The organism is Frankia sp. CcCS3, assembly GCF_977927575.1.
Window position 1 is genome coordinate 1 of the sequence record NZ_CDWRCL010000078.1, and the last position, 15,747, is coordinate 15,747.

Sequence of the window (15,747 nt, forward strand, 5' to 3'; positions counted from 1 at the left end):
GCGCCATGCGCCCGGCCAAGAGCGCCGCCCACTCGACGAATGGGAGCGTCGGCACCGAGATCAGCGGCGATCTCTCCTGCTACGAACGCACGGCACTCAGAGCCAGGAAGGACGTGACCGCAAGTCACGTAACGATGTCACAACGCAGAAAGCAGGCTACAGTCAGTCCAACACGCCGACGGGCGGGGCAAGCCTTGGGCGCCCAGCCCCTGCTACCTGGCATGTCCCTGACTCACGGATCTTCGCTTACTGCGATGGACTTGTTTTGTGGAGCGGGCGGACTGTCTCAAGAGCTACGCCAAGCGGGGCCGTGAACTTCCCTGCAAAGAATGGTGGCCGGGGACGACAACGCCGTCTTCGACATCCGGATCGTCGAATTCCTGCGACGCAGGGGCGGGTATACCGGAGCACGTGAACGTCGCCGGCCTGCTGCTCGCCGCCGGGGCCGGACGGCGGATGGGACGCCCCAAGGCCCTGGTCGAGCTGGGCGGTGTGACGCTGGTCGAGCGGGGTGTCCGCCTGCTCACGGCGGGGGGCTGCCGGCCGGTCGTGGTCGTCACCGGCGCCGCCGCGGACGAGGTGGGCGCCGTCGTGCGACGCCTCGCCACCCGCCGGGTCGCCGGGCCGGCGCCCGCGGGCGAGGATGCGCCCGAGATCGGCCTGGAACCCACGGCTGGGATGGAACCCACGGCCGGCCCGATGCCGGAGGTTCGCCTGGTATCGGCCGCGCGGTGGGCCGAGGGTGTCGGCGCGTCGCTGCGGGCCGGTCTCGCCGCCCTGGTCGGCACCGACGCCGACGCCGTGGTCGTCACCCTGGTAGACCAACCGTCCCTCGGCGCGGCGGCGGTGCAACGTCTGATCTCCGCCGCGGCCGATCCGGGGTCGACCCATCCGGCGCTGATCGCCACCTACGGAGGCCGGCCGGCCCATCCCGTCCTGCTACGCCGCTCGGTCTGGCCCGAGGCGGCGGCTCTCGCGCGCGGCGAGGTCGGCGCCCGGGCATGGCTGCGGGCCCACCCGGGACGGGTCACCGGCGTGCCCTGCGACGGCACCGGCTCACCCGCCGACGTCGACACCCTGGCCGACGTCGAAACCCTGGCCGACGTCGAAACCCTGGCCGACCTCGAAACCCCAGCCGCCGTCGCCCCACCGACCTCGCCATCGGCGACGCGCACACCCAGCCCGGGTAGAACGCGAAGGACCCATAAGTAGGAACACCGCCGCAACGACGTGAGAAACGGAAGAACAACAGCAGACCCCGGTCTTCCAAGAAAGGATGACGCCCAACCGGGCTATCGGCAGTATCGGCGGCAGGGGAACCGGCACGGGGCACAATATCATCACTATCTGGGGCCGGCCGGACACCCGGGGATGGTGTCGGGCGCTGCGCGATGGACTCGGCGAGAAACAGCGGGAAACGCAGGCAGACCATCGTGCTGGTGGCGGGTCAGGGACGGACACGACGCTCGCTCGCGGAAAGGACGTCTCCGTGTCCGACGCCCGTCATCGATCCCGCCGCAACAGATTTCGTGGTGGCGGGTCCCATCACGGCGGGTCCCGGTATGGCGGGTCCCGGGCCGGTGGCCGCGGCCGTGGCCGCGCCGTCACCGTCGGCCTGGGCATCGTCAGCGGCGCGGCGCTGCTTGTGCTGGGCGCGTTGACCGCCACCGGGATCGGGTTCGCGGCCCGCGCCGCCTGGGATGCCGGACCGGCCGGGGAATGCGCGGACGGCGGCGAACGGGCCACCCTGACCATCACCACCGCGCCGGCACTCGCGGCGCCGATCAGCCGGCTCGCCGCCGACTTCGATCTTCGGCGCGCCGGTGCCGAGGGCTCGGCGGGCCCGTGTGTGACCCTCGCCGTGTCGGCGGTCGCCTCCGACCGGGTGCTCGACACGCTGTCCCGACCGGAGTCGCCGGACTCCCCCGGCCCGCCCGACGTCTGGATTCCGGAGTCGGCCGACTGGCTGGAGCTGGGCCAGGAATCGGACCCGGCCACGGCGCAACTGCCGGCGAAGGCCACGACGATCGCGGGATCGCCCGTCGTCATCGCCATGCCGAGACTCATGGCGCAGCGCCTCGGTTGGCCCGAGCATCATGTGACCTGGGCCGAACTGGCCGCGGCCGCGGGCGAGGCCGATTTCTGGACCCACCGGGGCGAGCCCCGGTGGGGGGACTTCCGGTTCGCCATGGCCAATCCGGAGAACTCAGCCGCCGCGCTGCGGGCCGTCATCGGAACGGTGAGCGCCGCCCGCGGACTCACCGCGGCCGAGATGACCACCGGCACGTTCGACCAGGATCGCGCGGCCCAGCTCACCGTGCTCCGGCAGGAACGCTCCATCGACTGGCTGCCGGAGTATGACCAGCAGCTCTTCGACTCGGTGCGCACCGGCGGCACGGAGAACGGCGCGGCCGGATCCGCTCCCTCGGCCTTCCCGGCCCTGGAGGCCGATGTCATCGCCTACAACCGGTCCCTGACGAGCCAGAACGGTAACCGCCTGGCCACGACGCTGGTGGCGTCCAGCCCCTCGGACGGGATGTTCACGGCGACGGTGCCGTACATCGTCCTGAAGAAGACGGCGAGCTCGTCGTCCCGGCGGGCCGCGGCGGACGCCTTCGCCACCTTCGTGCGCGGGGACGCGGGCCGCGCGGCCCTTACCGGAGCCGGTTTCCGCACACTCACCGACTTGGCGGGCCACGATGACCCAGGCGGGCTGGCCGAGACGCTGAACGCGACCGATGGGGTGCGCTCCGTCCCGCCCAAGCTGGCGAGCACGGACGCCTCCGACAGCACGCTCGGCACGGCTCGGCGGTTCTTCCGCCATGCCCGTCAGCGTGGTGCCACCCTCGTGGCGCTTGACAGCTCCGGATCGATGGCCGAACCGGTCCCGGGCACCGACCCGTCAAGAACTCGGATGCAGGCGGCCGTCGAGACCTCCCTGGCCGGCCTGCGCCTGTTTGCACCCGACAGCCAGGTCGGTCTCTGGCGGTTCTCCGGCGAGCAGGGCGTCCAAGGCTACCGGGATCTCGTGCCGATGGCTCCGCTTAACGCACCCGGACGAGGCGGCACCCATCGGGACGAGCTGATCGCCGCGCAGGCCGGGATCGTCCCCGGCGGAGCCACCGATCTGTACGCCACCACGCTCGCGGCCTTCCGTTTCCTGACCCAGCACTACGTCCCCGGCCGGCTCAACCAGGTCGTCATCCTCACCGACGGTCGCGACACGAACCGGGGTGCTGCCGCGCCGAGCCTGGACGGGCTGATCGAACAGCTGCACGCCGACTACGACCCGAAGCGGCCGGTCGCCATAATCATGATCGCCTACAGCAACGACGCCGACCTCACCGCGCTGCGGCGCATCGCCGCGGCGACCGGAGGACGCTCCTACCTCCGGCCGGACCCGAGCCAGGTGGTCGACATCTACCTCGACGCGCTGACCCGCGTCCGCCCCTGAAGCCACGCGCGTTCCTGAAGCCACACGCCCCTGAAGCAGCTCAGACGGGAACCCCGGCGGCACGCCGTCTGCCGGCTCGGGTCCGGCGCGGATCGGGACTCGCGGCGTCTGGGAACCTCCGCAGGTATTCGCGTTCGAGCTCCAGCATCCGCGCGGTGTGGGTCTCGAAGGCGTCCTCGCTCCCCGCGATGAAGGCGTCGTGCCGGGTGCGATGCAGGTGCCGCAGCTCCCGGACGAGGTCAACGTCGGTCAGCTCCTGCGCGGGGATTCCAGCTGGTCGGTGCATCATGCCCTCGGTCTACCCATTCCGGCGGCGCGATTCCCGGCTGGCGGGAGGACCAGCAGGTTCGGCGGGATCGGAACATCCGGCCCCGGGCCGGGCGGTGGTACCGGATCCGGCGCGGGCTCGGGTGGCGTCGGCTCGGGACCGGGCAGAACAGGATCGGGGATCGGCGAGGGCGGCGAGGGCTCGGGTGGCGTCGGGCCGGGACCCGGCGGCGGGACCGTGACGATGACGGGATACGTGGTCTGCATCTGATTGCGGTGCCCGGATGGCGCTCTTCACACACCGGGACGACCAGATGCCCGCTCCTTCTGGTCGACCACTGGTCAGGCACTCTGGCCGGCCACTGGTCAGGCGCTGGTCGATCTGTGGCTGGCTCGCTACCGTTGCGCACTATGACCATGTTGGTCGGATCGGCGGCTTCTTCCTGCGACGTCATCCAACGCACCGAGCAACGTATGTCCCGAATGGTCGGCTATACCAGAGCAGCCTGTGCGACGTTCATGATCATTCCGCTCTTCGGCTGGGCTCGCCTGCGCCACCCGTGGATCGCCGTGCTGATCGTGGCGGCCGCGGCCGTCAAGGCATCCTGGTTCACCTGGCGGGTCTGGCGGCGGCCGGGCCGGCTGTCCCCCCGGCTGGTCCTAGCGGACGTCGCCTTCTGCGTGGCGCTGATGCTCGTCGGGTCCAGAGCCGCGCAACCCGACGAACGCAACAAGATCATGACTGAGCTCGTGCCGTTCAGCCTCGTCGCACCCGCGGGCATCGGCTTCGGCCTCGGGCTGACGCTGCTCGCGGTCGGTGCGGTGGCCGTCCTGATGGCGGCGTGGAGCCTGGCCGTGCTGCCGGACGTCTCCCTCAAGCTCGGTTCGGACCTGTTGGGCTTCGCCCTGTGGTACGTCGTCGCCATGCTCATCGCCCATGAGCTGCGCGCGCTCTCCGCGGCGACCGCGGCCGCCCAGGACGAGGCCGCGGCGGCCGGGCGGCTCGCGATCGAGCAGGAGAAGGAGGCCGAGAGCCTGCGCCAACGCGAGATCACCCATCGGGAGATCCACGACTACCTGCTCCCCGTCGTCGATCACGTCGCCGCCGGTGGAGTGCCCTCGCCGGCGCTCGTCCGGGAGGCCCGGCGCGGGGCACAGCGGGCGCGTCGGATCATCATGGATCCACGCGGGATAGACCCGAGGGCCCTGGCCATCGACGGCACGGCTTCGCCGGGCTCCACCCAGAACGGCCTCGAGGAGATGATGTCCGCGGTCGTGGACGCCTTCGCCGACGAGGGGCTCGCCCTGGTGCCCTTCGTGTCGATCAAGGGTGAACCGCCCGCGGAGGTCCGCGAGGCACTGGTGGCCGCGACGAGGGAGGCCCTGCGCAACGTGGTTCGACACTCCGCCAGCACCGACGAGGTTCACCTCTTCGTCGAGGGCGACGCGGATTCGGTGCTGGTGGTCGTCCGGGACAGGGGGGTGGGGTTCGATCCCGGCTCCGTCCGACCGGGCGGAGGCATGACCGGAAGCTATTCCGCTCTGCGCCGGTATGGCGGGGAGACCCTGGTGACCGCCTGGCCGGGTGGTGGGACGAAGGTGACCTTCCGCTGGCCTGCCGCCGAGCCGACCGGGGACGGCACGCCCGGGGACGGTCGATGAGCGTCGATCGCCGGCCGGTCTCGGTGGCGATCATTGACGATCACCCGATCGCCACCGAATCGCTGGCCGCCAGGTTCGCCGGCGCGGGGTTTTCCGTGCTGGCGCCGGCCCCGAGCCTGGAGACCTTCGACCGGGACACCACGCCCGGGATCGTGGTGTGCGACCTGCACCTGCCCGGGGTGTCCGGGGCCGCCGCCGTGGCCGACCTGCATCGGCGCGGTCTTCGGGTGCTGGCGACCTCCGGGGTGGCGACACCGGACGAGGTCCTCGACGCGGTCGCCGCACAGGCTCGCGGCTTCGTTGAGAAGACCGCCCCGGCCCAGCAGTTCGTGGCGGCGGTGACCGCCGTCGCCGAGGGTAGCTTCCACATCTCCGCCCGCCTCGCCGGGTTTCTACTGGAGGATGCGCACCGGCGACCGCTGTCCCGGGGCGAGATCGGGCCCGCGGAACGGAACCTGCTGCGCGGACTCGCCCAGGGCGACCTCATCGATGAACTGCGCGGCGAGTGGGGAATGACCGCCGCCACCGTGCACGACCTGCTCGATCGAATCTTCGACGCCGCCCGCCGACGCCGCCGCCTGCACCGGCCCTCCCCGCGGGAGGCTGAGGTGATGGTCCTCGTCGGTTGCCGGGGCATGTCCCACCGGGAGGCGGCACGGGCGATGAACGTCAAGGCCAGTGTCATCGCCGACTATCTGCGCACGGCGAAGGCGAAGTACGTGGCGAGCCATCCCGACGCCCCGGCGACGATCCCGCCCAGCACGGCGGCCGCCCTCTGGGCCCGCGAGCTCGGGTTCGGCTGAGCCCCCCTTGGCTGAGGCCCCTCGATTGAGACCCCCTTGATTTCGAGGGATTGTCCTGCGCCGACTTCGGCCACACCCTCGTCAGGATGGGCGGGGGAAACGGCGGGGACGAAGGTCATCCGCGGTCCTGTCGTCTCTGGGCAGCCTTCCTCGGGTCGTTCCTGGGACCGGATGCGCTCCCCGTCGGCATGTGGCGGATCAGATCTCCCGACGTCGCGACGGCCCATCCGGCTGACCAACCGATCCCCGGCGACGGCACGAATGCCGAGGCGGACGGCCGTGAGATCCAGGCGGTGCACCGTGGGCACGCGATCTGGCTGGGCACCCCGGACGCGGATCTGTACCGGCTGGACGACTCGCGGTGGCTGCTGCGCAACAACCGGAGGGCCGCCCTACTCACCCGACGCCTGGTCGCCCGGGCCGGGCCCGTCACGGACGGCACGCCCGTCACGGACGGGTCCGCCCACCTGCATCTCGCCACCGGCGATCCGCTCGCGGGCTACCTTCAGATCATCCGGCTCGGACCGGTGGTCGCCCGGCTGCGCACGATCCCGGGCGAGGGGTCCTCGCTACCGCGCACCTGGCCGTCGATCTCGGCAAGCAGGCCGCCGAGCAGGTAGCCGGACTGGCGGCCGCCACGGGCGACCTGCGTCGCGCGCCCTGGCGCCCCAGCCGATGGATCACCCGGACGGATCGGTGACGGCCGGGGATCATCCGCTTTCCCCCGATGATTGAGGGATGGTGTCGGCCCATCGGAATTACCAGGATCGAGGGCAGGGACCATGCCGGTGCGACGGGTCGGGCCGGATCGTCGGGGGAAGCGAGACAGCTTGGTGCCGGATCGGGGGCGCACCGGCGTGGTTCCGCGGACTGTCGGTCGCCGGGGAAGGCCGGCAGTCTGCCTGTTCATGCCGGCAGGCGCCGGCCGCCGCTGTCCGCACCGGCGAGAGCCGCTACGAAGGGCAACCGGTCGCAAACATTTGGTCCCAGCTTTTGCCCCACTGGTGAGGGTGTCGCTGGTGGCTTTGTCGACATCGCTATGATCTGCCCACTGGAAACGTGGACAGGGGGTGCTGTGGGCGAGCCGATCCTCGCCATCGACTACGGCACCTGCAGTGCCTCGGCCGCCTTGGCCGTCGACGGTCGCATCGAACCGGTGAAGGAGCCCGCGAGCGGCTCGGCGAGCTGGCCCGCGTCGGTCTTCGTGGACGGCGGCAGCCTGATCGTCGGCACGCTCGCTGAGCGGCGCAAGCGGATCTGGCCCGCGGCGTACCGCGGCGAGGTCAAGCGCGATCTGGCCCGGGACAGCGCCGTGTCGCTCGACGGCCGCGGCTATCCGGCGCACGTGCTGGTGGCCGCGGTGCTGTCCGCGCTGAAGGCCGAGGCCGAACAGCAGCTCGGCGGTGCGGCGCTGTCGCGGGCCGTCGTCACGATACCGGCGAGCTACGATCCCGCCGGCCCGCTGCGCCGGACGATGATCGCCGCGGCGGAGGCCGCCGGGTTCGTCGACGTGGACCTGCTCGCCGAGCCGGTCGCGGCGGCCTGGTCGCCGGTGGTCGGCGCCGCGCCCGAGCCTGGCTCGCTCATGCTCGTGTACGACCTGGGTGGCGGGACGTTCGAGGGGGCACTGGTCGCGGTCGGTGAGGACGGCCGGCACGAGCTGCTCTCCCACTCGGCTCTGCACGACTGCGGCGGCCGCGAACTCGACCAGATTCTGTTCGACGAGATCCTGGGGTTGTACGGGCCGGGGCTGGAACCGCTACTGAATCCGCCCGGGATCGGCGAGACGTTCCAGACCACGGCCAACCGGACCCGCCACGAGCTGCTCGACTTCGCCCGGGCGGTGAAACATCAGCTCTCCGCCATCGCCGTCGTGGAGGACGTTTTCAGCCCGGCCGGCCTGCTGGTCAGCATGCAGCGTGACCGGTTCACCCAGCTCGCCTCCCCCATCCTGGCCCGCACGATGGCCTGCTGCCAGCACCTGCTGAAGTCATCCGGTTACGGACCGGACAAGCTGAGTGGGGTGCTCCTCGTCGGGGGCAGCTCCCGGATCCCGGTCGTCACCGACATCCTCGAAGGTCGGCTCGGGGTCGGCACCGACTGGCCGGGGCAGCAGATCTACCTCCCCGCCGATCCCGAGCTCGCCGTGGTGCTCGGCGCCGCCGCCTGGGCAAGCTCGGTCTCCACCCGCCGGACCACCGCGGCGCGCCCGAATCCGGTCCTGCAACCGGCTCGCTGGGACATCCCCGGCGGGCGGGCGACGATGGTGCGCTGGCTCGTCGAGCCCGGGGAACGCTTCGACGCGAGCGCCGTGCTGGCGCGGGTCCGCCTCACCGACGGTTTCCTGTTCGACCTGGCCGCCGAGGCACCGGGTAGCCTCATCCACACCCACGCGGCACCCGGCACTCCGGTCCGCGACGCCGACTGGTTGGCGACCACGCTTCCGTCCGGGCCGGTGCCGATGGGGTCGGCGGTGCCGGCGGACCTGCGCGGCTTCGAGCGCAGCAGCCGCCCGTCCCACCACGTCGAGGTCACCGCGCGGGCCACCCTCAAGGGACACGAACGCGATGTCACCTCGGCGGCCTTCTCCCCAGACGGCAAGGTGCTCGCCACCACCAGCAAGGACGGCACCCGGCTGTGGGACGTCGCCACCGGCCGAACGTCGGTCACGCTCAGCGGGCGCAAGAGCCTGGTCGTGCACGGCTGCGCCTTCTCCCCGGACGGCAAGCTGCTCGCCACCACCGGCAGCGACAAGACGGCCCGCATCTGGGACGTCGACGCCGCCCGCCAGACGGTGACCCTGACCGGGCACCGGGGACCCGTGTACGGCTGCGCCTTCTCCCCGGACGGCAGCCTGCTCGCCACGACCAGTACCGACCGCACCGTCCGGCTGTGGGGTTCGTCGACCGGGAAGAACCTTGCCACCCTCAACGGCCATCGCGGCTCGGTCTACGGCTGCGCCTTCTCCCCCGACGGCCGGCTGCTGGTCACCGCCGGCGCGGAGTCCACCCTGCTGTGGGACGTCACGGTCGGCGAGATCATCATGAGCCTACCCGGGCACACGAACTTCGCCGGCGGCTGCGCCTTCTCTCCCGACGGCCGGCTGCTCGCGACGAGCGGCAACGAGGGCACCCGGCTCACCGACGCCTCCAGCGGCACCACCGTGCTCACCCTGCCGGGTTCGGCGCAGAGCTGCGCCTTCTCCCCGGACGGCCACCTGCTGGCGACGGCGAGCACCGACGACACCGCGCAACTGTGGGACGTCGCGACCGGGTCCGCGATCGCCACCCTCACCGGGCACAGCAGCACGGTGATGAGCTGCGCGTTCGCTCCCTACGGCCTCCTGCTCGCCACCACCAGTACCGACATGACCGCTCGGCTCTGGGACATCATCTACACCCCCTGACGCTCCGGCCGTCCCGGCAGGCAGATCCGCCGCCCGGAACTCCCGGAACTCCCGGAACTCCCGGAGATCAGGTCGGGAAGACCGAGCCGTCCCGCGGCGGGCACTTCAGGCCGAGGTCGTCCAGCACCGCCTCGGGCACGACGCCACACCCGACCTCGTAGGTACCGAGCTGGACCAGTTCCCACCCGGAGTCCGTGTGATGCAGTACCCCCTCGGCCCGGTCGAGATCGGCCACAGTCGGGCGCAGCTCGGTCAGTGCCCAGCTCGGGTCGCTGGCGGCCACGGTGGTCCCGGTGACCTCGTAGTTCTGCGGCGGAACATCCGCGGTGAACGGGCTCGTCCGGACCGCCTCGGCAATCGCGCCCGCATCCCCGGCCGACGGCGGGAAGGTGCCGGCGCCGCGAGCTACGGCGGCGACGACGCGGCTGGTTTCCCCGGGGGCCGACGCCACCGAGGACGATCTGGAACAGGCGAACGCCGTACCCACGGTCACAACTCCCGCGGTGACCAGAGTTGCGGTGGGCAGTACCACCCGGCGCACGATACGGGGACGGTTACCGCGGACGGCGGACCGAGGACGACTATGGCAAGCCATGCTGTACACCTACCCAGTTTGCGCAGGTGAACCCCCTGAAGGGGGATACTCCAACGGTCAACCCGACGACAGATCACATCGTGATCCCGTTGATATTCTCCCATCTCTCATCACCTCCGCCCACATTAGTCTCACCAAGATAAAATCTTGGCAAGATGTGATGCGATGCTTGACCGAACGTGGTGTCCATCCCATCGGAGCCGTCGGGCCCGCCACCCGGGGGAGGCTGCCATTCGAGGGGGTCCCCGTCGTCTCGTCGATGGACATCGCGGCGAGTGGCACACCTACGATTCCGCGGCCCCGGGCATTCACAGAACCAGCTCACAGCAAGCTCACAGCAAGACCTCAGGTAACAGCCAGCCAAGGAGGCGAAGCTGACACCATGCAATCGGTGCGGGTCCTCGTGGTAGACGACGAGACGACACTGGCGGAGTTGCTGTCGATGGCGCTGCGCTACGAGGGGTGGGAAGTGCGCAGCGCCGCGGATGGTCGCGGAGCGCTGCGGCTCGCCCGCGACTTCCGGCCGGACGCGGTCGTTCTCGATATCATGCTGCCCGACATGGACGGCTTGGAGGTGCTTCGGCGCCTGCGGGCGGAGAGCCCGGACGTACCGGTGCTGTTTCTGACCGCCCGGGACGCCGTCGAGGACCGGGTGGCGGGACTCACCGCCGGCGGCGACGACTACGTCACGAAGCCGTTCAGTCTCGAGGAGCTCGTCGCGCGGCTGCGCGGACTGATGCGTCGCGCCGCGCGCACCACCGAGGCGTTGCAGGGCGCCCGGCGCGTCGTCGGCGACCTCACGATGGACGAGGAGAGCCGGGAGGTGCAGCGCGCCGGCCAGCCGGTGCACCTCACCGCCACCGAGTTCGACCTGCTGCGCTTCTTCATGCGCAACCCACGCCGGGTGCTCAGCAAGGCCCAGATCCTCGACCGGGTCTGGAACTACGACTTCGGCGGCCAGGCGAACGTCGTCGAGCTCTACGTCTCGTACCTGCGCAAGAAGATCGACGCCGGCCGCCCCCCGATGATCCACACGATGCGCGGGGCCGGGTACGTCCTGCGGCCGGCCGATCCGGCGCTGGCACCGAAGACCTCCGCCACCCCGTCATCGAGGGGCACCGCGCCGGGCCCGGCATGAGCTCCCCGGCTCACCGGATCGTGCCGGTCTCGCCCTCGCGCTGGTCGTTGCGCACCCGGCTGCTCGCCCTACTGATGCTCCTGCTGGCGACCGTCTCGCTGGCGATCGTGTTCGTCACCGCCGTCGCGCTGCGAGGTGTCCTCGTCGACCAGCTCGACAGGCGGCTGCGGGAGGCCAGCGGACGATGGGACCGGCCGGAACCCGCCTTTCTTCAGAACCTCCCGTCCTTCCCGGCCCCGGCCGAGGGGAACGCCGGCTACGGCACTGCCGGCGGCTCGGCCACCGCCGCCGGCTCCGCTGCCCCCGCCGACTCCGCTGCCGATTCCGCTGCCGATTCCGCTGCCGCCGGCCAGCCGTCCAGCCTCAGCCCGCAGCAGCTGCGGGTCCGCCGGTTCTTCCGTGGACCGGTCGATCCGGGAACGCTGGGAGCCGTCGTGGACGAGGATGGAACCTACGGGGCCTTCATCGATACCGCCGGTGAGGGGAAGGAGCTGACCACCGCCGAGACCGCCGTCGTCGCGGGCATTCCCGCCTACCTGCGGCCGTATACCCGGGCGTTCGGCGATCAGGGTGACTATCGGCTCCTCGCGAGGACCACCCCTGACGGTATGACCGTCATCACCGGGCTGCCGATGAAAGATGAAACAGGTGAACGCGACCCTCACCAGGATGGCGATGATCGCTGGGGTGGTGGCCCTGGTGGGGATCGCGGCCGCCGCGATCGCCGGCACGGCGATCGTCCGCGTCACGCTGCGACCGCTGCGGCGGGTCGCCGCGACGGCCTCCCGGGTCGCCGAGCTACCCCTCGACCGGGGTGAGGTGGCCCTGTCGGTGCGTGTGCCGCAGGTCGACACCGACCCGCGCACAGAGGTCGGCCAGGTCGGGGCGGCACTCAACCGGATGCTCGGCCACATCGGTGCCGCGCTGGCCGCCCGGCACGCGAGCGAGATGCGGATGCGCCAGTTCCTCGCCGACGTCAGCCACGAACTGCGCACTCCGCTCGCGGCGATCAGCGGGTACGCCGAGCTGACCCGCCGGACCCGCGAGCACGTCCCCGCGGACGTCACCTACGCGATGAGCCGGGTCGAGTCCGAAAGCGCGCGGATGACGGCGCTGGTCTCCGACCTGCTGCTGCTCGCCCGGCTCGACTCCGGTCGGGACCTGGTCCGGGAACCGGTGGACGTCTCCCGGCTGATCGTCGACGCGGTCAGCGACGCGCACGTGGCCGCCCCGGGCCACCGCTTCGCCCTCGGCCTGCCCGAGGAGCCGGTCACGGTCACCGGGGACTCGGCCCGCCTGCACCAGGTTCTCGCGAACCTGCTGGCCAACGCCCGCACCCACACGCCGCCGGGCACCCAGGTCACGGCGAGCCTGACCGTGAGCGGCCCCACGGCGATCCTCGCGGTCGTGGACGACGGCCCGGGCATCCCCCCGGATCTGCTCCCCGAGGTCTTCCAACGCTTCGCGCGCGGCGACAGCTCGCGGTCCCGCGCCGCCGGTAGCACCGGGCTGGGGCTCGCCATCGTCGCCGCCGTCGTCGAGGCACATCACGGGCACGTGCAGGCCACGAGCGAGCCGGGACGCACCGCCTTCATGGTCGAGCTGCCCCGATGCCTCCCACCCTCGGGGACGGTCCCACCCGAGCCTGCCCGCCTGACCGGCCCGACGCACCCCGACCGAGCTTCACAGCCTGCGTACAGGTAGATCACAAGAAGCCGAAAGGTCCGCGGTCGACAGTGATCCCCATGTCGCCCATACTCACCGACCCGGTGCCCCTCTCCGGAGGCGGTCGGGCCCCTGGACATCGGCGGCGCATGCCGTGGACCAGGGACCAGCCCCACCATGTGCCCTCCCCCGACGCCCCCACCGAGACCGGGCCCCCGGTCGACGGCTCCGGTGGCCTCGTAGCCGCCGAAGACGTAGCCGCCGAGGACGCCCGCTGGGCCCGACCAGCACTGGTCACCCTGCTGGTGGGCACAGGTGTGCTCTACCTGTGGGGCCTCGGCGCGTCGGGATGGGCGAACGCGTTCTACTCGGCCGCGGTCCAGGCCGGCTCGGTGAGCTGGAAGGCGTTCTTCTACGGCTCCTCGGACGCTGCCAACTCAATCACGGTCGACAAGCCGCCGGCCTCCCTGTGGGTCATGGCGCTGTCCGTCCGGATCTTCGGCCTGAGCGCCTGGAGCATCCTCGTGCCCCAGGCGCTGATGGGTGTCGTCACCGTCGGCCTGCTCTACCAGACCGTGCGGCGGCAATTCTCCGCCGGTGCGGGCCTGCTCGCCGGCGCGGTGCTGGCCCTGACCCCGGTCGCGGCCCTGATGTTCCGGTTCAACAACCCGGACGCCCTGCTCGTGCTGCTCCTGGTCGCCGCGGCCTACGCGACGTTGCGGGCGATCGAGCAGGCGAGCACCCGCTGGCTGGTGTTCTCCGGGGTCCTGGTCAGCTTCGCCTTCCTGACGAAGCTGCTGCAGGCACTGCTCGTCGTCCCTGTCTTCGCACTGGTGTACCTGGTGACCGCGCCGACCTCGTTCTGGCGGCGCGTCCGGCAAACCCTGGCCGCGGGGCTCGGACTGCTGATCCCCGCCGGCCTCTTCATCGCGATCGTGGAGCTCGTCCCGGCGTCCTCCCGCCCCTACATCGGGGGTTCACAGCACAACAGCCTGCTGGAGCTCACCCTCGGTTACAACGGGCTCGGCCGACTTACCGGCAACGAGACCGGCAGCGTCGGCGGTGGCCGGATGGGCGGCCTGCCGGAATTCATCGGGAACAACGCGGCAGGCGCCGTTCCCGGCGGCGGCACGGTCGTCTTCGGTCCCGGGGGTCCGGGCGGCCGCGGGGGCGGCATGTGGGGCCAGGCCGGTTGGACCCGCATGTTCGGCTCGGAGGTCGGCGGTCAGATCTCCTGGCTGCTCCCGACCGCACTGATCCTGCTCGTCGCCGGACTGTGGATCACCCGGCGCACCCCGCGGACGGACCGCGCCCGCGCCGCCTTCCTCCTCTGGGGCGGCTGGCTGCTCGTCACCGGCATCGTCTTCAGCCAGATGAAGGGCATCTTCCACGCCTACTACACGGTGGCGCTCGCCCCGGCGGTCGGCGCCCTGGTGGGGATGGGCTGCGCGCTGCTCTGGCGTCAGCGCCGGCATCCCGCCGCCGCCGTGGTCTCGGCCGCCACGATGGCTGCCACCACCGCCTGGTGCTACACCCTGTTGAACCGCACCCCCCAGTGGCATCCGTGGATCCGGTACGCCGTGCTCGTCGCCGGGATCATCGCGGCGCTCGGGTTCCTCGCAGCCATCCGACTGCCGCGGCGGGCCGCGCTCGGCGTCGCCGCCGTGGCGCTGGTCGCCGGGCTCCTCGGACCCGGCTCGTACGCCATCGCCACCGCGGCGACCCCGCACACCGGCTCGATCCCGGCTGCGGGTCCCGCCGGCGCCGGCTTCGGCGGGCCGGGTGGCGGCCGCATGGGCCAGGGCGGCCTGCAGGCCGGCCATCAGCAGGGCTTCCCGCCGCAGGGCATGGGCCAGGGCGGCCCGCAGGCTGGCCCACAGGGTGGTGGAATCTTCCCCGGTGGGGCCTTCCCCGACGGTGGGCAGCAGATGCCCGGCGGCCAGGGCGGGATGCCCGGCCAGGCGGGTGGTGGTGCCGGAACCGGAACCAGCGTGCTGGGGAACGGGATCCTCGGCGGGCAGGAGACCCGGGGCGGTGGCCCGGGCGGTCTACTCAGCGCCGTCACTCCCAGCGACGCGATCGTGAAGCTGCTCAGGCAGAACGCGGACTCCTACACCTGGGTCGCCGCCGCGGTCGGCTCGAATAGCGCAGCCGGATACCAGCTCGCGACCCAGGACCCGGTCATGCCGGTCGGCGGGTTCAACGGGAGCGACCCCTCGCCCACCCTGGCACAGTTCAAGCAGTACGTCGCCGAAGGAAAGATCCACTACTTCATCGGCGGCGGCGGTTTCGGTCAGGCCAACGGCGGTAGCTCGTCCTCACGGGAGATCTCCAGCTGGGTGACGGAGAACTTCACCTCGAAGACGGTCGACGGCGTGACCCTCTACGACCTGACCGCACCGAAGACCGGCGCCACCGCCGGCTCCACGACGGGCACCGGCGTCACTACCTGACGCCGCTCCGCACCACAACCGCAATCGCCGAGGCGATCCTCAGCCCGGCCGACGCTCACAGCAGGCGCACAGCATCGGCACACGAGCGGCACAGCTCCCGAACCGAGGGTGGAGAGCATGACGATGACGCGGATGCCTTCCTCGACGACCGTGATCTCCGGGATGACCGGGATGACCGGGACCTTCGAGACGACCGGGAGCACCGGAGCGAGCATTCCCGTTGAACATCATCAGCCTAGATGGCTCGGGCCGGACGGCGGCCGTCCGCGCCCGATGCTGGACGTCGTCATCCCCGTATACAGGG

At 71.4% G+C, this 15,747-nt stretch carries 12 protein-coding genes; 10 read left to right on the top strand and 2 right to left on the bottom strand.

Annotation, left to right across the window (positions count from 1 at the left end; translation table 11 throughout):
• Positions 1-411: 411 nt before the first annotated feature.
• Both AC08OQ_RS09300 and AC08OQ_RS09305 read left to right on the top strand, forming a co-directional pair.
• Positions 412-1,212 (top strand): nucleotidyltransferase family protein, encoded by an 801-nt coding sequence (locus AC08OQ_RS09300; RefSeq protein ID WP_476600189.1) that lies wholly within the window; start codon positions 412-414, stop codon positions 1,210-1,212.
• 277 nt (positions 1,213-1,489) lie between these two features.
• Positions 1,490-3,454: a substrate-binding and VWA domain-containing protein gene (locus AC08OQ_RS09305; protein WP_476600191.1), complete on the top strand. Its 1,965-nt coding sequence runs from the start codon at positions 1,490-1,492 to the stop codon at positions 3,452-3,454.
• A gap of 40 nt (positions 3,455-3,494) precedes the next feature.
• On the opposite strand, the gene AC08OQ_RS09310 is transcribed toward AC08OQ_RS09305, so the two are convergent.
• A complete protein-coding gene (locus AC08OQ_RS09310) occupies positions 3,495-3,743 on the bottom strand; it encodes a DUF6158 family protein (protein WP_011434791.1) in 249 nt (82 codons plus the stop codon).
• A gap of 497 nt (positions 3,744-4,240) precedes the next feature.
• Here AC08OQ_RS09310 and AC08OQ_RS09315 point away from each other — a divergent pair, with 497 nt between their 5' ends.
• From AC08OQ_RS09315 to AC08OQ_RS09330, 4 genes are all read left to right on the top strand, one after another.
• Positions 4,241-5,383 (top strand): sensor histidine kinase, encoded by a 1,143-nt coding sequence (locus AC08OQ_RS09315; protein WP_476600193.1) that lies wholly within the window; start codon positions 4,241-4,243, stop codon positions 5,381-5,383.
• Positions 5,380-6,186 carry a response regulator gene (locus tag AC08OQ_RS09320; protein ID WP_476600195.1) on the top strand — a complete coding sequence of 269 codons (807 nt, stop codon included), beginning with the start codon at positions 5,380-5,382 and terminating at the stop codon, positions 6,184-6,186. The genes AC08OQ_RS09315 and AC08OQ_RS09320 overlap by 4 nt, the downstream gene beginning before the upstream one ends.
• 50 nt (positions 6,187-6,236) lie before the next feature.
• The gene (locus AC08OQ_RS09325; protein ID WP_476600196.1) at positions 6,237-6,806 is read left to right on the top strand and encodes a hypothetical protein; all 570 of its coding nucleotides are present in this window, start codon (positions 6,237-6,239) and stop codon (positions 6,804-6,806) included.
• Between the two features lie 455 nt (positions 6,807-7,261).
• Positions 7,262-9,592, top strand: coding sequence for an Hsp70 family protein (locus AC08OQ_RS09330; RefSeq protein ID WP_476600198.1), 2,331 nt, complete (start codon positions 7,262-7,264; stop codon positions 9,590-9,592).
• 67 nt (positions 9,593-9,659) lie between these two features.
• Here the strand turns inward: AC08OQ_RS09330 and AC08OQ_RS09335 are convergent, their stop codons facing one another.
• Positions 9,660-10,124: a hypothetical protein gene (locus AC08OQ_RS09335; protein WP_476593318.1), complete on the bottom strand. Its 465-nt coding sequence runs from the start codon at positions 10,122-10,124 to the stop codon at positions 9,660-9,662.
• A gap of 445 nt (positions 10,125-10,569) precedes the next feature.
• Between AC08OQ_RS09335 and AC08OQ_RS09340 the strand changes: the two genes are divergently transcribed.
• From AC08OQ_RS09340 to AC08OQ_RS09355, 4 genes are read left to right on the top strand one after another with little or no spacing between them, the layout of a single operon-like run.
• Positions 10,570-11,325, top strand: coding sequence for a response regulator transcription factor (locus tag AC08OQ_RS09340; protein WP_476600200.1), 756 nt, complete (start codon positions 10,570-10,572; stop codon positions 11,323-11,325).
• Positions 11,322-12,143, top strand: a complete 822-nt coding sequence (locus AC08OQ_RS09345; RefSeq protein ID WP_476600202.1) for a hypothetical protein — start codon at positions 11,322-11,324, stop codon at positions 12,141-12,143. The genes AC08OQ_RS09340 and AC08OQ_RS09345 overlap by 4 nt, the downstream gene beginning before the upstream one ends.
• A complete protein-coding gene (locus AC08OQ_RS09350; protein WP_476600207.1) occupies positions 12,025-13,029 on the top strand; it encodes a sensor histidine kinase in 1,005 nt (334 codons plus the stop codon). Before AC08OQ_RS09345 ends, AC08OQ_RS09350 begins: the two co-directional genes overlap by 119 nt.
• A gap of 41 nt (positions 13,030-13,070) precedes the next feature.
• The gene (locus tag AC08OQ_RS09355) at positions 13,071-15,443 is read left to right on the top strand and encodes an ArnT family glycosyltransferase (protein ID WP_476600203.1); all 2,373 of its coding nucleotides are present in this window, start codon (positions 13,071-13,073) and stop codon (positions 15,441-15,443) included.
• The last annotated feature ends 304 nt before the right edge of the window (positions 15,444-15,747 follow it).